Below are 21,172 nucleotides of genomic sequence, written 5' to 3'. Positions count from 1 at the left end.
CGGACGAAGGAGGGAGACGGTCATGGCGAAGCCTTGAATATACTTGTATATACCATTCGATAGCCACACCGTCCGCGCCGTGTCAATCCGGCCCCCTCTGCTCTCTCACTCCGGCTGGCGCCTCCGTCCGATCAGCACGTCCAGCGGCAGGCCGCCATCCAGCATCGCCAGCCGCCGCAGGGCGGCGGCGTCGCAGGTCCGCCCGGGGCGGATGATAGAGGTCCACGATCCGGGCAGATCGTCCCGCAAGTGCAGCACCGTGCCCGTTGGCGGGAAGGCCGCGCAGGATAGGTCCGCCGGGTCGGGCGACAGAGCGAAAGGCAGGCGCGGCGCGATGACCAGCAGGCAGAAATCGTCCAGCGTCCGGGTAAAGGCGACCAGTTGCCCCCGCCCGGGACCCACCACGCGGATGGGGTCATAGGCCCCGTCGGCGAACAGCGCGGGTTGCGCCAGGCGCAGGCGCAGCACCGCCTGGATCAGGCGCTGCTTCACCCGACCGTCCCGCCAGTGCCGGGCCAGGGCGGTGATATCGCCGTCGCCCGCCAGGCTTGCCACCCGGGCCGGAAAATCGACCGGCCGGCGATTGTCCGGATCGACCAGGCTGAAATCCCAGTATTCGCACCCCTGGTACAGGTCGGGTACCCCCGGGCAGGTCAGGCGCAGCAGCGTCTGGGCCAGCCCGTTCAGCGCCCCGGCGGGGGCGATGCGATCGACGACGGCGTCCAGCGACGTCAGGAATGTGTTCGACGGGTCGGCATGCAGCAGGGCGTCGACGAACCGGCGGCATCCTTCCTCGTACGCCGGGTCCGGATCGGTCCAGCTGGTGTGCCGCTTTGCCTCGCGCAGGGCCTTGGTCTGCCATGCCTGTATGCGATCGCGAAAACTCTGGCTGGCCTTGGCGTGCGGGGCGGCGTCCGTCATCGGCCAGGTCGCGGCCAGGACCTGATACAGGATCAGTTCGTCCGCCCGATCCGGCGCGGGGCCGCCCTGGGCGCGGCCGCGCAATGCGGCGTTGCGGTCGGTCCATTCCCCCACCTGGCGGGCCCAGTCCACGCCCGCTTCGGACAGGACGGCCAGCCGGGCGCGCGAATCCTCGCCCCGCTTGTGGTCGTGCGTCGCGGTCGCCAGCATCCCGCGCGGAAAATCGCGCAACCGGAGCAGGTTCGCGGCATGGAACGCCTCGACCGTTCCGGCGAACAGCGCCGGATGGGTGCCGACATCGTTGCGCGACAGCAGCCGGCCATAGCGATAGAATGCCGTGTCCTCGACCGCCTTGGCGGCGAGCGGCGCGCTGAGATGCTCGAAACAGGCGATGGCGGGGCCGGCCCCCAGCCCCATGCCGGCCGGGCCGAGCCTCTTTTCCAGCCAGTCGAGAACCGGCCCGTGCCCAGGGGGAAGGTCGGCCCGCGCCGCCCGGCAGGCCCGGCGCAGCACCCGGCGGTCGGCCGCCGCCGGCGCGCGCGACATGTCGCCGGCATAGGTCCGGTAGACGGGGAAATGCACCAGCACCCGGCGCAGGACACGCATGATCGCGGCATCGGTGAAATCGCGCGTCCGCGCGTCACGGCGCGCCAGCCCGCCCAGCAGATGCACCAGCCGCCCGCATTCCGCGCCCAGCACCGCCGACAGGATCATCCCGCGCGCCGCACGCTCCTCGACGTCGAACGACGGAGCGCCCGCCGCCGCCCAGGTCCACAGATCCGTCAGCGGCGCCTCGCCGCGCGGGTCGTGCATGACGGCATCGACCTGCTCCAGGAAATCATACCCGGTCGACCCGTCGGCGCCCCAGGATTCGGGCAGGGCCTCGCCCGGCCCCAGGATCTTCTCGACATGGATCGAGGCGTGGGGCGGCACGCCGGGCGGCCGCAGGGGGGCCAGTTCCGACAGGCGACGGCGCAGGTGCCGGCAATATTCGGCCGGACGGGTCAGGCCGTCGACATGATCGACCCGCACGCCGTCGATCAACCCGCGCGCGTACAGCGAGAACACCGTGGCATGGACGGCGTCGAACACGTCGGGATATTCGACGCACAGGCCGGCCAGCCCGGTGATGTCGAAGAAACGCCGCCAGTTGATGATGTCGCCGGCGGTGCGCCACCAGGCCAGCCGGTAATGCTGGCGTTCCAGCAGGCGATGCAGCCGCTCCCCCCCGCCCGGCGCGGCGGGGTCGTGCCGGGCGATCGCCCGGCCGATGGCATGCACCCCTTCCGGCGTCCTGCCCCAGTGGCCGAACGCGCGCAGCAGGCCGTCGGCCGACGCGGGCGGGGCGGCGTGCAGATGCGCAAGGATGTCGGCAGTGGAGGGCGGAAGGTCGATCCCGTCGAACAGGTCGCGATAATTCCGCGGACAGATCGGAAAGCGATGTTCGTAATGCTGGCAGAAGAAGGTCCCGTCCTGCCCGTCATGGCGCAGCACGATGTCGCCGTTGCGCAGGGCCTCGCCATACGGGCTGCCCAGGAACGGCAGCAGCACCCGCCCGTGCAGCCATCTGTCCGGCGGCGTCCAGTCGATATCGAAAAAATGCGCGTAGCGGCTGGTTTTTCCCCAGCTCAGCACGTCCTCCCACCAGCGGTTTCCGCTGCCGCCGACCGCCATGTGGTTCGGCACGATATCCAGGATCAGGCCCATCCCCCGGCCGCGCAGCCGCGCGACCAGCCGGGCCAGGGCGGCTTCGCCCCCCAGTTCGGGATTGATCCGGCCATAGTCGATGGTGTCGTAGCCATGCGTCGATCCCGGCCGGGCGGCCAGCAGCGGCGAGGCGTAGATATGGCTGACGCCCAGGTCGGCGAAGTAATCCACCCGCGCCGCGGCGTCGTCCAGCGTGAAGCCGCTATGGAATTGCAGGCGGATGGTCGCGCGCAGGCCCGTCATGTGGCGCGCCTGCCGTCACGCAGCAGGCCCAGCCTGTGGGCAGCCTCGGGCCGCGACAGCAGCGCAAGGTCCCGCCCGCCGGGGTAGCGGCGCTGCCAGTTCGGATGGCCCGTGACGGTACCGGGCAGGTTGGGCTGCTCGATCAGGCCCAGCACGTCCTCCAGCGGCAGGATCGCCAGCGGCGACGGCGTCATGCCGATGAAACGCGCCGCCGCATCAACCACGATGCGCGCGCCTTCCTCGGTGACCGGCGGCATGGGGCCGGGCTCGCCCCCGGTATGGAGCACCGCCCACAGGGCCGCGCGATCGTGATCGCGCGCCGCCAGCGCGTCCTCGACCCGCGCCCCCTTGGGAAGCTGGCGCAATGCCTTGCGCCAGCCGATATCCGTGCCCAGCCACCAGCCCGAGACGGTCGGCAGGTCGTGGGTGCTGGTCATGGCCGCCGCGTTCCGGTCCCATCGCGCCGCCGGCATGAAGTCGCCCGACGGGTCGCGCTGGAACCACAGCACGTTCATGCCCATGATCGCCCGCCGCTCGGCATGGCGGCGATACTCGGCCGACACGGTGCCCAGGTCCTCGCCGATCACGATGGCGTCGTGCCGCCATGATTCCAGCGCCACCAGGCGCATCAGGTCCTGGCGCGGGAAGCACAGGTAGGCGCCGTCGGTCGGCGCGCCGCCGTCGGGAATGATCCACAGCCGCTCCAGCCCCATCACATGATCGATGCGCACGCCGCCCTGGCGGGCGAAAGTAGCCCGAAGCGTCTCGATGAAGGCGCGATAGCCGTGGGCGTGCATGCCGCCGGGCGAAAACGTCGTCAGGCCCCAGTTCTGGCCGATGGGGCCCAGCGGGTCCGGCGGGGCGCCCACCGACGCGCCGATCAGGAATTCGTCCTGGCGCATCCAGCACTGGCTGCCCGACGGATCGGTGCCCACCGCCAGGTCGGCGATCAGGCCGATCTTCATCCCCGCCTCCTGCGCGGCGCGGCCCGCCTCGCCCAAGCCACGCGCCGCCAGCCATTGCAGGAACAGGTGAAACCCGACCTCATGCTGGCGTTCCTCGGCAAAGCGCGCGACTTCGGGGCTGTCGGGGTTGCGCAGGGCCGTTGGCCAGATGCGCCAGTTGCCGCCCCGGGGGCCGCGCTGCAACTGGTGGGCATGCAGGGCCTCGAACACCGCGTGCTGGTGCAGCGCGCGGCCCTGCGCCCGGACGAACGCCGTCATCTCGGCGGGTGGCAGGGCGCGCACATGGTCGTCGTACAGGCCCCGCAGGATCTGAAGGCGCAGGGCCGCCGCGCGCGGCCAGTCGATCAGCGGCGCGTCCTCCAGCTGTTTCAGCGCGGTTTCGGCAATGCCCTGCCGGCGCATCGACAAGACGACGTCATGGGGCTGAAACCAGCAGCACGCATCCGCCAGCAGCGTATTGAGAAACAGCCGGCTGGACGGCGAATAGGGGCTGTACTGGTCCGGACGGGCGGCGAACATGGCATGGACGGGGCTGACCGCCAGCGCGTCGGCCCCGGCGGCCCCCGCCTGCCGCGCCAGGTTGGCCAGGGCGCCGAAATGGCCGATGCCGCCATCGCCCGGCGCACGCAGGCCGTAGATCTGCGCCGCGATCCCCCAGGCCCGCCCCCCGCCGTTGCCCGCGCGTTCGCGCACTGTCCGGCAGGACGGCGGCGCCATTGCCAGCGTCGTTCGCCCCGACCCGATTTCCAGCGTGTGATAGCCGACCTGTTTCACGGCGGGCAGCTCGACCCGGCCGTCGGCGGACACCGCGGCGCGGCCGGAAAAGGTTTCGCCGCTCTCGAACACCAGCCGGAACGGCACCGTGTCGTCCGCCGCCCCCAAGACCGCGAACGGGGGCAGCGGCGTTGCCACACCGACCTGCCCGACGACCAGCGCCGGCAGGCTGGCAGGGACTGGCAGCGCGCGCCCGCCTTCCAGCACCCGCAGCAGGCTGCGCAGGCTGTCCGCACTGACTCGATGCACCTTGCCGTCCGTGCCCCGCCACGAGGTGATCAGGCCGGCCAGCCGTGCCCGCGCCTGCAGCGATTGATCACTCATGGCCGGCCTCGGTCAGGCGCACGGAGATACTGCGCGGCGGCAGTGCGTGCGGATCGGGCGACCCGAACAGCAGCGGACCCGCGAAGCCGGGCGGCAGAGCGACCGCCGCATCGCCCAGATTGAGCGCGATCGCCAGGACCGCCTCATCCCCCATCACCCATCGCGCGGCCACGGCGGCCGGCCCGATGGGCACCGAGTCCAGGCTGCGCGCCCCCCGCAGACGCGGCACGACATGGCGGAAGCGCAACGCCAGCAGCGTCCGGGTCAGCGCCAGCCCGTCCTGGCACTCGGCCGCCCCGACTTCGGCCGTATCGAGGGCCGAGGCCGCGAAGGTGGCGGCGTCATTCGGGTCGGGGATGGTCTCGCGGCGCGCGGGGTCGCTGAAATGGGCGAAGGCGGCAAATTCGCGGCGCCTTCCGTCGCGGACGATCCGGCCCAGTTCGGGCACATGGCTGGTGAAGAACAGGAACGGCCGGCGCGACCCCCATTCCTCGCCCATGAACATCAGCGGGATCTGCGGCGACAGCAGCAACAGCGCATAGGCCGCCGCCAGCGCCTGCGGATCGGCCAGGGTGGTCAGCCGCTCGCCCAGGGCGCGGTTGCCGATCTGGTCGTGATTTTGCAGGAACAGCACGAACGCGCTGGGCGGCAGGCCGGCCGAAGGCGTGCCGCGCGGCCGGCCCAGCGTCGGGAACATCTGCCCCTGGAACGCAAACCCCTGCCCCAGCACGCGGGCCAGGTCGGCCGTCGGGTCTTGGGAAAAATTCCTGTAATACCCTTCGTCCTCACCGGTCAGCAGCACGTGCAGGGCGTTGTGGCCGTCATCGTTCCACTGCGCCGCGAAGCCCATGCCCAGCAGGGCGGCGTCATTGTTCTCGTTTTCCAGGACCAGGTGAACATGGCGGCCGGGTTCGGTCTCGGCCCGGACGCGGGCGGCCAGATCCACCAGCCAGTCCTGTTCGACGATCGCGTGCACGGCGTCCAGGCGCAATCCGTCGAAGCGGTATTCCATCAGCCAGTACAAGGCATTTTCGGTGAAGTAGGTTCGTACCTGCGGCAGCCGGAAATCGATGGCCACACCCCACGGAGTCACCCGGTCGTCGCGAAAGAACGGCGCCGCGTAGCTGGCCAGGAAATTTCCGTCCGGCCCGAAATGATTGTAGACGACGTCGAGGAAGACCATCATCCCCAGCCCGTGCGCATGGTCGATCAGCGCCTTCAATTCGTCCGGCGTGCCGTAGGCCGATTCCGGCGCGTAAGGCAGCACCCCGTCATAGCCCCAGTTGCGGCCGCCCGGAAATTCCGACAGGGGCATCAGTTCGATCGCCGTGATCCCCATCGCCGCCAGGCCGGCCAGGCGGTCCTGCACGCCGCGAAACCCGCCGGCCGCACCGACATGGATTTCGTAGATGACGGTTTCCTCCCACGGCCGGCCGCGCCAGCCGGCATGCGCCCAGACGTAGGATCGGGGGTCGACGACCATGCTGGGGCCGAAGACGTCGTCGGGCTGTGCGCGCGACGCCGGGTCGGGCACCGCCAGGTCGGGCCGCACGCGATAGCGATAGCGCGCGCCGGCCCCGCAGGGCGCCACGGCGCCGAACCAGCCATCGGCATGCCGGTCCATCGGAATGGGCGGCAGGCCCTCGATTTCCAGCCCGACCGTATCGCACGACGGCGCCCACAGGCGAAAGCGGGTGCGCGACGGGCCGATCAGCGTGGCGCCCGACATGCAGGTGAAAGCGTGGGTCGTACGCATGTCCGATCCCTTCATGTCCTACGCCTCATGACTGGCGCCTCATGTCTGGCGCTTCATGTTCTTCGCCGGGCCTCGAACCCCAGCAGCACGAGGCCGCGTGCGGGAACGCGCCAGTGCGTCACCTGCCCCAGTGATTCCTCGGCCCGCGCCGGGTCGGCACTATCCAGCAGCATCGTCCATGTCCCCGGCACCGGTGGCAGGCTGCACTGTGCGTCCTCGGCCCCCGCGTTCAGGATCAGATAGGTGGTGTCCACCCCATTCCAAGCATCCTCGCACGAGCGCAGCAGGCCCAGCACGCGCCCCCCTTCGTCGTTCCACGATCCGGGCGTCATCGGATTGCCGTCGGGGCCGAACCAGGCGATATCGGTCAGGCCGGGCACGGTTTCGCGATGGCCATACAGATAGCCGCCCCAGCGCACCGACGGGTGTGCGGCGCGCACCGCCGCCAGCCGCGCCACGAAGGCGCACAGCGCTCGGCCGGCCCCATCCTCGGCCAGCGACCAGTCGAGCCATGTCGTGGTGTTGTCCTGGCAATAGGCGTTGTTGTTGCCGTGCTGGGTCTGCCCGAATTCGTCGCCCGCCAGGATCATCGGCGTGCCCTGCGACAGGAACAGGGTCGCCATCATGGCGCGCCTCAGCCGGTCGCGCGTGGCGAGGATCGCGGGGTCGTCGGTCGGCCCCTCGACGCCCCAGTTGGCGCTGTAATTCTCGGAATGGCCGTCCTGTCCGTTCTCGCCGTTCGCGTCATTGTGACGCTCGGCGTAGCTGACGATGTCCGTCAACGTGAACCCGTCATGCGAGGTCACGAAATTCAGCGAACTCCACGGCCGCCGCCCGCGCCGGTCGAACACGTCGCCCGACCCGCTGAGCCGCGCCGCCAGATCCCCGCGCTGCAACCCGTCGCCGCGCCAGAACCGCCGCACCGTGTCGCGGAACCGGTCGTTCCATTCGGCGAAGCCGGGCGGATGGTTGCCCAGCTGGTAGCCGCCCGGCCCCGGGTCCCACGGTTCGGCGATCAGCTTCAGCGTGGAAAGAAGCGGGTCCTGCCGCAGGACATCGAAGAACCCGCAGGATTGGTCGAACCCGTAGCTTTCCCGCCCCAGGGTCGAGCACAGGTCAAAGCGGAACCCGTCGACATGGAAATCGCGCGCCCAGTGGCGCAGCGAATCCATCACCATCTGCAACACGCGCGGATGCGACAGGTTCAGCGTGTTGCCGCAGCCGGTATCGTTGATCAGATGCCGCTCGGCTTCGGGAACGAGCCGGTAATAGCTGGCATTGTCCAGGCCGCGATAGCACAGGGTCGGGCCCAGTTCGTTCCCTTCGCAGGTATGGTTGTAGACGACGTCCAGAATCACCTCGATCCCGGCCGCGTGCAGGCGGCGGATCGCGGTCCGGACCTCGTGGGGCGAGCCCTCGGCCAGATAGCCGGCATGGGGGGCGAAGAACGCCAGCGTGTTGTATCCCCAGTAGTTCGTCAGCCCCCGTTCCAGCAGGAAACGGTCCTTGACGAAGGCGTGGATCGGCATCAGCTCCAGCGTCGTGATACCCAGCCGCAGCAGGTGGTCGATCAGCTGCGGGTCGGTCAGGGCGCGGAAGGTGCCGCGTTCCACCGGCAGCAGGTCGGCGCGCCGCATGGTCAGACCGCGCAGGTGCGCCTCCATGATCACCGTCCGGTCCCACGGCACGGCCGGCCGCCGGTCGTCGCCCCAGTTGAAGGCGTCGTTGGTGACCACGCATTTCGGCATCGCCGGCGCGCTGTCGCGCCGGTCGATCGAAAGGTCGACGCGCGGCGAGTTGATCCGGTAGCCGAACAGCGAATCCGACCAGCTGAGCTGCCCGTGCAGCGCGCGGGCATAGGGGTCGATCAGCAGCTTGTGCGGGTTGAACCGGTGACCGCGCAGTGGTTCGTACGGGCCATAGGCGCGAAATCCGTACAATAGGCCGGGCCGCGCGTCCGGCAGGTAGCCGTGCCAGACCTCGTCGGTGCGTTCGGGCAGTTCGAAGCGCGCGATTTCCCGCCGGCCGGCGGGGTCGAAGATGCACAGGTCGATCCGCACCGCATTGGCCGAGAACACCGCGAAATTGACGCCCAGCCCATCCCATGTCGCGCCCAGGGGCATGTTGGACCCCGCCGTCAGGCGCGCGGGAAAACGCATCATGCGTGGCCCCCCTCGGGCGACAGGTACAGCACCGCCAGCGGCGGCAGCGTCAGGACGCAGGACTGGGCGTAGCCGTGCGCGGCATCGGGCGTGGTATGGACGCCGCCCTCGTTTCCGACCCCTGACCCCTCGTAATCCTGCGCGTCGGTATTGAGCATTTCCCGCCAGTACCCCGCCACAGGCACGCCCACGCGATAGAAGGGGCGCGGCACCGGCGTCATGTTGCACACCACCAGTACCGGCGGCACGCCGTGGGCCAGCCGCAGCCAGGCGAAGACGGCATTCTCGCTGTCGTCGCCGATGATCCAGGCAAAGCCCTGCGGCACGGAATCCTCGCGGTGCAGAGCCGGAAGGGCGCGGTAGAGGCGGTTGACGTCGCGGACCAGCCCCTGGACCCCGCGCGCCATCGGGTTGCCCAGGCCCCGCCAGTCGAGTTCGCCGTCGGCGTGCCATTCATGGACCTGCGCCAGCTCGCCGCCCATGAACAGCAGCTTCTTGCCCGGATGCGCCCACATGAAGGCGAAATAGGCCCGTATTCCCGCATGTTTCCGCCACTCGTCGCCGGGCATGCGCGAGATCAGCGACCCCTTGCCGTGCACGACCTCGTCATGCGACAGCGGCAGGATGAAGCGCTCCGAAAAGGCGTAATACAGGCCGAACATGATTTCGGAATGGTGGTACCGCCGCCAGAGCGGATCGCGCGACATGTACTGCAAGGTGTCGTGCATCCACCCCATGTTCCATTTATAGGCGAAGCCGAGCCCGCCATCGGCGACCGGCCGGCTGACGCCCGGCCAGGCGGTGGATTCCTCGGCGATCACCATGGCCGACGGGCAGTAGTGGGCCACCGAGCCGTTCAGGTCGCGCAGGAACTGGATGGCTTCCAGATTCTCGCGCCCGCCATGGATGTTCGAGATCCATTCGCCTTCCTCGCGGCTGTAGTCGCGATAGAGCATCGACGCCACCGCATCGACCCGCAGCCCGTCGACATGGTAGCGTTGCAGCCACATCAGCGCGCTGCCGATCAGGAAGCCGCTGACCTCATGCCGGCCGAAATTATAGATCAGCGTGTGCCAGTCGGGATGAAACCCTTCCCGGCGGTCTTCGTGCTCGTACAGGCACGACCCGTCGAACCGGGCAAGGCCGTGCGTGTCGGCGGGAAAATGCGCCGGCACCCAGTCCAGGATGACGCCCAGCCCCGCCCGATGGCAGGCATTCACGAAAGAGGCGAACTGCGCGGGCGATCCGTAGCGGGCGGAGGGCGCGTACAGCCCCAGCGTCTGGTACCCCCACGACCCGCCGAACGGATGCTCCATGATCGGCATCAGTTCGATATGGCTGAACCCCATTTCGACGACATAGGGGATCAGCGTCCGTTCCAGCTCGTCCCAGCGCATGATGCCCGCCGGGTCGCCGTCCGGCCGCCGCCACGAGGCCGCGTGCACTTCGTAGATCGACAGCGGCGCCGAATCCTCCTGTCGGGCGGCACGTCCGTTCATCCATTCTTCGTCGTCCCACGGGAAGGGGTGCGGATCGACGACGACCGAGGCCGTGGCCGGGGGCCGTTCCGTCGCCAGGGCCATCGGGTCGGCCTTGGGCGGCAGCAGGCGGCGGTCCTGGTCCAGGATCTCGTACTTGTAGCGTTCGCCGGGGCCGATGCGCGGGATGAACAATTCCCAGATCCCGGCCGCATGCCGCAGGCGCATCGGGTGGCGACGCCCGTCCCAGACGTTGAAATCGCCGATGACGGACACGCGAAAGGCGTTCGGCGCCCACAGGGCGAAGCGCACGCCCGTCACGCCGCCGATTTCCGTCACCTGGGCGCCCATGACGCGATCGAGTTCGCGATGCCGCCCCTCGGTGAACAGATGCAGGTCCAGATCGCCCAGCAGCAGGCCGAAGGAATAGGAATCCTCGGTTTCCTCCCACCCGTCGGCCCAGCCGATCTTCAGCCGGTACGACGCGCCCGCCGGCACGGTGCCGACATACAGGCCCCGATCGTCCACGCGGCGCATCGCGCGTTCGACGGGGGCCGCGCGTGGCCGCACCACCACCAGCTTGACGGCCCGCGCATCGGGGCAGAAGGCCCGCACGATGTCGGTTCGTCCATTCGGGTGACGTCCCAGCACCGAAAACGGATCGGCGCAGACGCCACGAAGCAGATCCTCGGTCCCGGGGGGCAGGACATAGGCACTGTCATTCCGGGCAGCATTCATGAGGCGGGATTCCGTCTGGCGGGCATCGGTCGGCGGCGGGGAAGGCGCGGGGCGGTGGCGGGATCAATGTGACCGGGCAAGCGGGTCGTGGGGTCGCACGCGCGACCGTCGCGCCGCCTGCCGGGCCAGCCGCCCGGTCCGCGACGGCATGTCGGCGCCCGGCGGGCCGGGCGGCCACGGCCGCCGACCATGCGTGCCACGCCGGGACAGGATGATGTCCTTCTCGGTGCCCGCGGATACGGCGTCGTTCCGTCCCAGCACCCGGCGGAACAGTTGCGCGTACTCTCGCGCCTTGTGCCGCCAGGAAACGTCGTAATGCGCGCCGTTGCGTTGCAGGTGCGTCCAGCGTTGCGGGTCGCGGAACATCGCGCCGCCACGCTCGATCGCAGCGACCAGCGTGTCGGGGTCGGTGGGGAAGAACAGAAAGCCCGTCGCCGCGTCGCATGCCATCGCCGCCGCGTTGGCGTCGATGATCGTGTCGGCCAGCCCGCCCACGCGCGAGGCGATGGGCACGCATCCGTACCGGCTGGCGCACAACTGCGTCAGCCCACAGGGTTCGAACCGCGACGGGATCAGCAGGCTGTCAGCCGACGCCTGCAGGCGATGGCCCAGTTGCTCGCTGTAGCCGATATGGCACGCCAGACGATCGGAAAACCGGCGGGACAGGCGGGCGAAAGCCTGTTCCATCGCCGCCTCGCCGCTGCCGACGACGACCAGCTGCGTCCGGTCGTCCAGGATACGCGGCACGACGTCGGCCAGGATATCGACCCCCTTCTGCCCGGTCAGGCGGCTGACCAGGCCCAACAGGAAGACATCCGGGTCCTGACGCAGGCCGAATTCGGCCTGGAACGCGCGCTTGTTGGGCCGGCGTGCCCGGAAGTCGCCCACCTGGTAGGGGAACAGCACGGCCGGGTCGGTCGCCGGATTCCAATCGTCCGTGTCGATTCCGTTCAGGATGCCAACCAGACGGTCCGACCGGCTGCGCAGCAGGCCGTCCAGCCCCATCCCCCATTCCGGCTTCTGGATCTCGCGGGCATAGGTCGGCGATACGGTGGTGATCCAGGTGGCGAAATGCAGCCCCGCCTTCAGGAACCCGATATCGCCGTGGTATTCTACCCCGTCCATGGCGAAAGCATGAGGCGGCAGGCCGAACCGTTCCAGATCCCGCGCGGGAAAACGCCCCTGGAACGCGATATTGTGGATGGTATGGATCACCGGCGCCGCCGGCTGGCCGTCATAATGCAGGTAAGCGGCGGTCAGGCCGGACTGCCAGTCGTGGGCCAGCACCAGATCGGGCCGGCAGGCGGCGACATGCCCCTGGGCGATCGTGGCCGCCACGCGCGACAAGGTTGCGAAGCGGACGCCGTTGTCCGGCCAGTCCACGCCATCGGGGCCCAGGTAGGGATTGCCCTTGCGCCGGAACAGGGCCGGGCTGTCCACCACCAGCAGGCGGTGACCCGCCGCCATGCCTTCCAGCAGCGCGACCTCGACCCCCGGCAACGGCGTCATTTCGGCCACCCGCACCGGGCCTTCCAGCGCATCGAGCACCGCGGGATATCCCGGCAGCAGAGTCGTGACGGCCACGCCCTCGGCCCGCAAGGCCACAGGCAGCGAGCCGACGACGTCGCCGAGCCCCCCCGTCTTGACGAAGGGAAACATCTCGGACGCGACGGACAGCACCTGGACCGGACTGGACGGAACCTGGTGGTGTCGATCCATCTTTCTGGCCTTCCTGATGCGGGGGGAGGACGACGGCGTGAGATCGCGCCGATCTGCTGTTCCTAACGAGCCGGAGTGCCCGACGGCACACCGTTCACAGGAAAGTGATATTAAGGAAAAACTAACGTCATTTTCATCAATAATCCGAAATCGTGACTCGGCGACGACGCCCGCCGGACTGCCGGGTTCACCCGATTGTCAGCCACCTGCCCATCTCGTGATCGTCATCCGCCTGTCCGGCCGGCGGGTTCCGGCTAGAAACGAAGGGATATCGCGAAACCCCGAGGAACCATCTGCGCCGATGAATGTCCTGTCCCTTCCCCCCCAGACGCGCACCGGCGCCGACGCGCGTCACGTCATCGCGGCCTGCTTCCTCGGCTGGATGCTGGATGCGTGCGACTTCTTCATCGTCCTGTTCACGCTGGACAATGTCGCCCGCAGCTTCGCCACCACGCTGGAAACCATCCTGCTGGCCCCCACCCTGACCCTGATCAGCCGCCCGCTGGGCGCGTACCTGTTCGGGCGGGCGGCCGACCGGTACGGACGCCGGCCCGTGCTGATGGCGACGATCCTGACCTATTCCGGCATCGAACTGCTGTCGGCCGCCGCCCCGACGCTGGGCCTGTTCCTGGCCCTGCGGCTGCTGTTCGGGGTGGCGCTGGGCGGCGAATGGGGGGTGGGCACGTCGCTGACCATGGAGACCGTTCCCGCCCACTGGCGCGGCATGGCGTCGGGGCTGCTGCAGGCGGGATACCCGGCGGGGTATCTGCTGGCCTCGCTGCTGTTCCTGCTGCTGCCCGCGCTGGGCTGGCGCGGGCTGTTCGTGCTGGGCGCGACGTCGGTGGTCTCGGTCGCCTACATCGCCCTTTTCGTGAAGGAAAGCCCGGTCTGGCTGGCGCGACGGCACGCGGCGCACGCCGCCGGCAAGACGGCCCGCGATGCGGGCGGAGGGTCAATCCGGACGCTGCTGCGGCGTCACGGGCCGCTGGTCGCGTATGCCGTCTGCCTGATGACGGCATTCAATTTCCTCAGCCACGGGTCGCAGGACCTCTATCCCAAGATCTTCCTCGCCCTGCAAAAGAACATTCCGCACCCGACCATCACGCTTATCGTGGTGCTGTACAATCTGGCGGCCATCGCCGGGGGGCTGTGCTTCGGCATCCTGTCCGAACGGATCGGCCGGCCGCGCGCCATGGCGCTGGCGGCCGGCCTGGCGCTGCCTCTGCTGCCGCTCTGGGCGCTGTCCGGCTCGACGGCAGGGATCGGCCTTGGCGCCGTCCTCATCCAGTTCTGCATCCAGGGCGCGTGGGGCGTGGTCCCGGCCTATCTCAACGAACTGTCCCCACCCGACGTCCGGGCGACGTTTCCCGGCGTGGCGTACCAGCTTGGCAACCTGCTGGCCGCCAGCACCGGCCTGATCGAAAACGGGATCGCCTCGCATACCGGCGGCAACCTGGCGCCGGCGATGATGCTGGTGGTGGGGGCCGCCGCCTGCGGCATCATCACGCTGGCCCTGCTGAACGGTCGGGCGCATCCCACCTTGCTGCCGGCCTCCGTTCCCTCAGGCGATCCGGTCTGATCCGTCGTCAGCATATACCTTCAGCGTGGACACAGCAGGGCGGTGGCGGCCGCCACGTTCCGCGCGGTGGCGCGGACGTTCACGGCGGCTTCGGCCAGGGCCTCGTCCAGGGTGCAGGGACGGTTCACCACGCTGAACACCGCGTCGATGCCGTGGGCATGCACCGCCTGGGCGTCGGCCCCCAGCGACCCGGCGATGCCGATGACCGGCCGGCCGTGGCGGCGGGCCACGCGGCCGACGCCGACGGGGGCCTTGCCATGCACCGTCTGCCCATCGATCCGCCCCTCGCCGGTGATGACCAGGTCGGCATCCGCGACGATCGCATCCAGGCCCAGCGCCTCCATCACGATATCCACGCCGGGGCGCAGGGTGGCATCGAGAAAGGCGATCGCCCCCGCCCCCATGCCCCCTGCCGCGCCGGCACCGGGAATGTCCCCGACCGCCCGGCCCAGCGTGCGGTCCAGCACGCGCCCGTACTGCGCCAGATTGTAGTCCAGCAACCGCACCATCTCGGGCGTGGCCCCTTTCTGCGGTCCGAAGATTTCCGATGCCCCGTGCGGTCCGGTCAGCGGATTGTCGACGTCGCACGCCACCTCGACCCGGCAGTCGGCCAGCCGGGGGTCCAGCCCGGCCATGTCGATCGTCGCCAGGCGGCCCAGGGCGCCGCCGCCGAACGGCAGTTCGGCGCCCGAGCGGTCGCGCAGCGACGCGCCCAGCGCCTGCGCCATCCCGGCGCCGCCATCATTCGTGGCGCTGCCGCCCAGGGCCAGAATGACGTGGCGGCAGCCGTGGTCCAGCGCTTGCAGGATCAGTTCCCCCACACCGTACGTCGTGGCCGTCAACGGGTCGCGCAGCGCGCGCGGCACCAGCATCAGGCCGGCGGCGGCGGCCATTTCCACCACGGCGGTGCGCCCGTCGCCCAGGATGCCGTAATGGGCGTCGACCGGTTCGCCCAGCGGCCCCGTCACCCTGCGCCGCAGCATCCGGCCGCCGGTCGCCACCACCAGCGATTCCGCCGTGCCCTCGCCCCCGTCGGCGGCCGGAAGTTTCACATAGGTCGCGTCCGGATAGATTTCGCGAAAACCGGCCTCGATCGCGTCGGCCACATCCAGCGCCGACAGGCTTTCCTTGAAGGAATCACAGACAATCACGATTTTCATCGCCGGCTCCCCGATTGATAGCCCTTGGGCGGCACAGGGCGTGCCGGAATGGTAGGGCAGAAACGCCTTGGCAGGCTTGATGCAAATGCACTAAAAAATTCCGGTTATTCTCCCAAAATTTCAGGCAATCGCCCAGGCCTCGATAATGTCCGTTCCGGAATCCCCCGGGCCGCAGGGCGGCCCGCCACGCTGGTCGATCGACCCCGCGCTGGCGCAGGCCATCGTGGACCGGTCGATGGCCATCATCGACTGCAACATCAACGTCATGGATGCACGGGGGGTGATCGTCGCCAGCGGCGACGCGGCACGACTGGGCCAGATCCATGATGCCGCGCTGCTGGTCATCGCCCGGCAGGCCCCGGTCGAGATCGGCGCCCGCACGGCGCGCCAGTTCGGCGCGGCGGCGCGGCCGGGCGTCAACCTGCCGCTGCACGTGGGCGGCGCGGTGGTGGGTTGCGTGGGGCTGACCGGGACGCCGGCCAGCATGCGGCCCTATGCCGAACTGGTGCGCATGGCTGCCGAGACGATGCTGGAACAGGCGCGGCAGACGCGCATGGTCTCGCACGACGCCCGCCTGCGCGAAGAACTGGTGCTGAGCCTGGTGCGGGGCGAAACCCCGTTGCCGGCCCTGATGGAATCGGCTGCCCGGCTGGGCGTCGATCTGCACCGGCCGCGCATCGCCGCCATTCTGGAGGTCCGCAGCGACATGCGGGACGCCAGCGCTCTGCTGGGCGAATTGCAGCGACTGATCACGCTGTTGCGCGTGCCCGAAGCCGGCAATCTGGTCGCGTCGCTGTCGCTGACCGAGATGGTCGTCCTGATGCCCGCGCTGAACGCCAGGGGGGCCTGGAGCCTGGACTGGCACCGCGCGCGCGCCGCCCGCCTGCTGGCCCGCGCGACCGAGGCCACCGGCCTGTCGCTGCGTCTGGCGCTGGGCCGCTATTTCGACGGACCGGACGGGCTGGCGCGATCCTGCCGGATAGCACGCGCGACGCTGGCGGTCGGCCGCCGGCTGTATCCGGACCGACAGACGCTGTTCTATCAGGACATGCGCCTGCCCGTGCTGCTGGATGGTACGCACCAGGACTGGCGCGCCGAGGAATTGCGCGCGCCCCTGCGCCCGCTGATCAAGGACGCGCGGCATGCGCCGCTGCTGCGCACGCTGACGACGTGGCTGGCCCATGGCATGCAGCAGGCCGCCACGGCCCAGGCGCTGGACCTGCATCGCAACAGCCTGGATTACCGCCTGAAGCAGATCGAACGGATCTGCGGTGTCGATCTGACGCGGACCGAGGATATCGTGGCGCTGTACCTGGCGCTTCAGCTTGCACCGCCGGGCGGATGACGGCGCCGGAACTGCAACTTCCGCCCCCGCCGGGCGTTTCATTCCTGCCGGCCTCCGGCCAGAGAGGCACCATCATGGAGTACCCGAGATGGGCGAACTGAAAGACAAAGCCAAAGGACATGCCGATACGATGCTGGGCGAGGTCAAGCGCGGCATCGGCAAGGCCACGAACAATCCGGAACTGGAAGCCAAGGGCGCGGCCCAGAAGATGAAGGGCCAGGCCGAAAAGGCCAAGGGCGGCGTGAAGGGCACGCTGAACAAGCTCTGACCGCACAAGTTCCAACGGCCGTCCGGGGGCAGGAGGCGATCCGCCGCCCTGCCCCTCTGCCGGGCCACCACACCTTTCCCAGACCATCTGCCCCTGCCCCGCGCGGAAAGCGTCATCATCAAGGCGGCGACGTCTCCGGTGACTGAAGACACATGTTCAGGGGACCGCATGCCCGACTCACGGATGATGACACTCCAGCCGATCGACGGCGTGATCTTCGACATGGACGGCCTGCTGCTGGACAGCGAAAGCCTGGCCATGGATGCGCTGATCCATGCCGGCACGACCTTGGGCTATGATGTATCCCACTCGTTCTGCCGGCGCATGGTCGGCGTGGCGGCCGATGGGTGCCGCGCCCTCATGCTGGAAACCTATGGCGATTCTTTTCCCTTGCACGACTTCTTCGCGGCGCAGGAGGTTCATCTGCGCGATCTGGTCGATGCCGGCAGGCTTGTGTTGAAGGAAGGCGTCGCGCCGCTGCTGGACTATCTGGACGCCCAGGGGATTCCCCGTGCGATCGCGACCTCGTCCAGCCGCGCTCGCGCCGATCATCACCTGGCCCTGACGAACCTGCACTGGCGGTTCGACGCCATCGTGACGCGCGACGACGTCACGCGGGGCAAGCCCGACCCGGAACCCTACCTGACCGCGGCCCGCCGGATCGGCGTTCCGGCCGCGCGGTGCCTGGCGCTGGAAGATTCGCACAGCGGCGCGCGCGCCGCCCACGCCGCCCGCATCCGGGTCATCGTGGTACCGGACCTGCTGGAGCCCGACGACGACATCCGCCGGAAGGCCCTGGCGATCATGGACGACCTGCACATGGTGCTGGATTTCATCCGGCAGGCCCGGTCGTAAGGAACGGCGGCGCCGTCCGCGCCCGCCGTCAGGCCGCCGGCAGGGCCGCGATCGCATGGCGGGCATCCGCCAGGGCCGCCGCACGCATGTCGTCGCCGCGCGCAACCCCTTCGGCCACCACGATCTCGGGCGCCCCGATCCCGATGAAGCCCAGCACCGTGCGCAGGTAGGTGCCGACATGTTCGGCCGCCGCATAGGGCGTGTCCGCGCCATACAGCCCGCCCCGCGACAGGACGATGACGACGCGCTTGCCGCCCGCCAGGCCCTGGACCCCGTCCGGGCCGTAGCTGAAGGTACGCCCGGGCACCAGGATACGATCGATCCAGGCCTTGAGCTGTCCCGGCACGGTAAAATTGTACATCGGCGCGCCGATCACCACGATGTCGGCGGCCAGGAATTCCTCCAGCACCGTCGCGCTGACAGCCCGCGCGGCCTCGTCGCCCGGCTGCGACCCCGGATGATCGGGCGGCAGGTTGGCCGGGGTCATGTGCGGCAGCGGATCGGCCACCAGGTCGCGGCGCGTGACCGTCAGATCCGGGTTGAGGCCCAGCAGATGGTCGACCGCAGCGGCCGACAGCGCGCGGCTGACCGACTGGCCGGCGGGCAGGATGCTGGCGTCGAGGTGCAGGAGTGTCATCGGACGTACCTTCGGTATATGTTTGTAACCGAGGCTAGGTTCGTCACCATGACGCCGATGCGCAAGGAGGCACATTTTTGATACACGGGAACAGTACTGTAACCGCCGCGCCGGCGGACCCGGCCCATGGGGATTGCCGCAAAGTCAGCCGCGTGCTGGCGCGCCTGGGCGATAAATGGAGCGTCCTGATCGTCATGCTGCTGGGCGACGGGCCCCGCCGCTTCAATGAAATCCGCCGTATGGTCGGCGGCATTTCGCAACGCATGCTGACGCTGACGCTGCGTGGGCTGGAACGGGACGGGATGGTGACGCGCACCGTCTACCCCACCATTCCTCCACGGGTGGAGTACGCGCTGACCGCGCAGGGCCATTCGCTGCGCGAGCCGGTACAGGCGCTGGGACAATGGGCGCTGGACCATATGGACGACATCGACGCCGCACAGGCGGCGTTCGACGCGCGGCAGCCGTAGCCCTGCCCCGTTCCGGACACTGTTTCAGATCGGCAGGTCGCGATTGTCCGAAATCGCCTCCATCGCCATGTACGATGTGACCGTATCCAGTTCGACCTGCGCGATCAGACGCCGGTAGATCTCGTCGAAGGCGTTCATGTCCGCCGCCACGATTTTCAGCATGTAATCGTAGTCGCCGGCGATGCGGTAGAAATCGATCACGTTGGGGATGGCGGTCACCGCGCCCCGGAAAGTTTGCAGCCACTCCTGGGAATGATGCCGGGTGCGGACCATGACGAACACCGTCAGCTTCAGGCCCAGCGTCCCCGCATCCAGCCGCACGGTCTGCCCGCGTACCAGCCCGCGTTCGCGCAGGGCATGCAGCCGCCGCCAGCAGGCGTTCTGCGACAGCCCCACGATGTCGGCCAGTTCGCGCTGCGACAGCGTGGCGTCCTTCTGCAGCGCCCGCAACAGGGCGCGATCGAAATGATCCATTTTCTCGCTCATGACCGATCATATGACCACAATATGCCGCATCTGGAAGCATGGAATGGTGAAGTTTGTCCACGCAAGCGGGTCTATCGTCATCCGACCGATAGACAGCCGAGGACAGAGCGATGCAGGACGACCACACCCCGCTTTCGGACTTCGCCGCCGCCTTGGGCGCCGGCGACCTGGCGGCCCTGCGGGACGGCGTGATCGGCGAAGGCGCGCCCATTCCCGGCCCCTTCGGCAGCAGGGCGCTGATCTATGCCGACTACGTGGCCTCGGGCCGCGCCCTGCGCCAAGTCGAGGACTTCGTGGCCACGCAGGTGCTGCCCTATTACGCCAACAGCCATACCGAGGCCTCGTACTGCGGGCGATACATGACCCGCCTGCGGCAGGCGGCGCGGGACGAGATCGCCCGCCTGTGCGGCGCGACGGCGGCATTTTCGACCATCTTCACCGGGTCCGGGGCGACGGCGGGGCTGAACCGCCTGGTGCATCTGCTGGGGGTCGAGGACGCCGCCCGGGCCGGGCAGGCCCCGGTGGTCTTCATCGGACCTTATGAACATCACTCCAATATCCTGCCCTGGCGCGAGAGCGGCGCCGAGATCGTCGAGATCCCCGAGGCCGAACAGGGCGGCCCCGACCTGGGCGCGCTGGCGTCGGCACTGGCCGCGGCGGGGCCGGCGCGGCTGAGGGTCGGGGCGTTCTCGGCGGCATCGAACGTGACGGGAATCGTCACCGAGCCCGATGCCGTGACGGCCCTGCTGAAACGTCACGGCGCCCGCGCGGTCTGGGATTATGCGGGCGGCGGCCCCTACCTGCCCATCGACATGAAGGCCGGCACCCCGTTCGAGAAGGATGCCGTGGTTGTCTCGCCCCACAAATTCATCGGCGGCCCCGGCGCGTCCGGCGTCATGATCGTTCGCGATGCGGCGGTCTCGCGCGACCGACCGGTCTTTACCGGTGGCGGGACGGTTCGGTTCGTGTCGCCCTGGGGACATGATTATTCCCAAAGCCTGGCCTGCCGCGAGGAAGCCGGCACTCCCAATGTCGTGGGCGACATCCGTGCGGGGCTGGCCTTCCTGGTCAAGGAGGCTATCGGGCAGCCCAGGATGGACGCGCACCACGCCGCATTCCGCCGCGCGGCGCTGGCGGTCTGGGACCACAACCCGAATATCGAGATCCTGGGCAACCGGGGAGCAACGACCTGCCTGCCGATCTTTTCGTTTCGCGTGCGCGACCCGCTGCGCGGCGGCATGATCCATCAGCAATTGTTCACCCGCATGCTGTCCGACGGCTACGGCATCCAGGCCCGTGGCGGCTGCGCCTGCGCCGGGCCCTACGCCCACCGGCTGCTGGGCATCGACGCCGCCCGGTCGCAGGCGCTCCGCACCGCCATCCTGGGCGGCGAGGAAATGGACAAGCCCGGCTGGACCCGCCTGAATTTCAGCGCGCTGATGGACGACGCGAAGGCCCTGCGGATCATCGCGGCCGTCGACGAGCTGGCACGCACCCCCTACCCGATGGCCGACGCCTATGTCGGCGATTGCAGCACCGCCCGCTTCCGGGCCGCCTGATCCCCGGTACACGCGGCCGCCGGGGA

General features: G+C 69.1%; 15 protein-coding genes. 6 read left to right on the top strand and 9 right to left on the bottom strand.

Translation table 11 applies throughout. The features are described 5' to 3' along the window. Window positions 1–105: 105 nt before the first annotated feature. The 6 genes from treY to glgA all read right to left on the bottom strand — a co-directional run bounded on the left by treY (window position 106) and on the right by glgA (window position 12,787). Window positions 106–2,871 (bottom strand): malto-oligosyltrehalose synthase, encoded by a 2,766-nt coding sequence (treY, locus tag HLH34_RS03680; protein ID WP_183118249.1) that lies wholly within the window; start codon window positions 2,869–2,871, stop codon window positions 106–108. After that, window positions 2,868–4,934, bottom strand: coding sequence for a 4-alpha-glucanotransferase (malQ, locus tag HLH34_RS03675; protein ID WP_183118248.1), 2,067 nt, complete (start codon window positions 4,932–4,934; stop codon window positions 2,868–2,870). Before malQ ends, treY begins: the two co-directional genes overlap by 4 nt. After that, entirely contained in the window at window positions 4,927–6,690 is a 1,764-nt protein-coding gene (gene treZ, locus HLH34_RS03670; RefSeq protein WP_183118247.1) for a malto-oligosyltrehalose trehalohydrolase, read from the bottom strand. Before treZ ends, malQ begins: the two co-directional genes overlap by 8 nt. Before the next feature lie 53 nt (window positions 6,691–6,743). Next, window positions 6,744–8,852 carry a glycogen debranching protein GlgX gene (gene glgX / locus HLH34_RS03665; protein WP_183118246.1) on the bottom strand — a complete coding sequence of 703 codons (2,109 nt, stop codon included), beginning with the start codon at window positions 8,850–8,852 and terminating at the stop codon, window positions 6,744–6,746. Beyond that, window positions 8,849–11,068 carry a 1,4-alpha-glucan branching protein GlgB gene (gene glgB / locus HLH34_RS03660; protein WP_183118245.1) on the bottom strand — a complete coding sequence of 740 codons (2,220 nt, stop codon included), beginning with the start codon at window positions 11,066–11,068 and terminating at the stop codon, window positions 8,849–8,851. The genes glgX and glgB overlap by 4 nt, the downstream gene beginning before the upstream one ends. Window positions 11,069–11,131: 63 nt before the next feature. After that, complete coding sequence (glgA, locus tag HLH34_RS03655; protein WP_183118244.1) at window positions 11,132–12,787, bottom strand: glycogen synthase GlgA; 1,656 nt, start codon at window positions 12,785–12,787, stop codon at window positions 11,132–11,134. Window positions 12,788–13,088: 301 nt separating this feature from the next. Between glgA and HLH34_RS03650 the strand changes: the two genes are divergently transcribed. Further along, complete coding sequence (locus HLH34_RS03650) at window positions 13,089–14,366, top strand: MFS transporter (protein ID WP_183118243.1); 1,278 nt, start codon at window positions 13,089–13,091, stop codon at window positions 14,364–14,366. A 20-nt stretch (window positions 14,367–14,386) separates the two neighbouring features. On the opposite strand, the gene HLH34_RS03645 is transcribed toward HLH34_RS03650, so the two are convergent. Beyond that, complete coding sequence (locus HLH34_RS03645) at window positions 14,387–15,526, bottom strand: glycerate kinase (RefSeq protein ID WP_183118242.1); 1,140 nt, start codon at window positions 15,524–15,526, stop codon at window positions 14,387–14,389. 145 nt (window positions 15,527–15,671) lie between these two features. Here HLH34_RS03645 and HLH34_RS03640 point away from each other — a divergent pair, with 145 nt between their 5' ends. The 3 genes from HLH34_RS03640 to HLH34_RS03630 all read left to right on the top strand — a co-directional run bounded on the left by HLH34_RS03640 (window position 15,672) and on the right by HLH34_RS03630 (window position 17,994). Next, complete coding sequence (locus HLH34_RS03640; protein ID WP_183118241.1) at window positions 15,672–16,871, top strand: sugar diacid recognition domain-containing protein; 1,200 nt, start codon at window positions 15,672–15,674, stop codon at window positions 16,869–16,871. 88 nt (window positions 16,872–16,959) lie between these two features. Beyond that, on the top strand, window positions 16,960–17,139 hold the full coding sequence (locus HLH34_RS03635) for a CsbD family protein (RefSeq protein ID WP_183118240.1): 180 nt from the start codon (window positions 16,960–16,962) through the stop codon (window positions 17,137–17,139). Window positions 17,140–17,307: 168 nt separating this feature from the next. Further along, a complete protein-coding gene (locus HLH34_RS03630; protein WP_244959599.1) occupies window positions 17,308–17,994 on the top strand; it encodes an HAD family hydrolase in 687 nt (228 codons plus the stop codon). Between the two features lie 28 nt (window positions 17,995–18,022). On the opposite strand, the gene HLH34_RS03625 is transcribed toward HLH34_RS03630, so the two are convergent. After that, window positions 18,023–18,631 (bottom strand): FMN-dependent NADH-azoreductase, encoded by a 609-nt coding sequence (locus HLH34_RS03625; protein WP_183118239.1) that lies wholly within the window; start codon window positions 18,629–18,631, stop codon window positions 18,023–18,025. 77 nt (window positions 18,632–18,708) lie between these two features. On the opposite strand from HLH34_RS03625, the gene HLH34_RS03620 reads away from it, so the two are divergent. After that, window positions 18,709–19,101 (top strand): winged helix-turn-helix transcriptional regulator, encoded by a 393-nt coding sequence (locus tag HLH34_RS03620; RefSeq protein ID WP_183118238.1) that lies wholly within the window; start codon window positions 18,709–18,711, stop codon window positions 19,099–19,101. 24 nt (window positions 19,102–19,125) lie between these two features. Here the strand turns inward: HLH34_RS03620 and HLH34_RS03615 are convergent, their stop codons facing one another. Continuing rightward, complete coding sequence (locus HLH34_RS03615) at window positions 19,126–19,587, bottom strand: Lrp/AsnC family transcriptional regulator (RefSeq protein ID WP_183118237.1); 462 nt, start codon at window positions 19,585–19,587, stop codon at window positions 19,126–19,128. A gap of 110 nt (window positions 19,588–19,697) precedes the next feature. On the opposite strand from HLH34_RS03615, the gene HLH34_RS03610 reads away from it, so the two are divergent. Further along, a complete protein-coding gene (locus HLH34_RS03610) occupies window positions 19,698–21,146 on the top strand; it encodes an aminotransferase class V-fold PLP-dependent enzyme (protein WP_183118236.1) in 1,449 nt (482 codons plus the stop codon). Window positions 21,147–21,172: the final 26 nt, after the last annotated feature.

The sequence above is a fragment of the Gluconacetobacter azotocaptans genome (assembly GCF_014174355.1).
Lineage (GTDB): Bacteria > Pseudomonadota > Alphaproteobacteria > Acetobacterales > Acetobacteraceae > Gluconacetobacter > Gluconacetobacter azotocaptans.
Note: the sequence above shows the minus strand (reverse complement) of the source record. Positions and strands in the feature narration are given on the sequence as shown.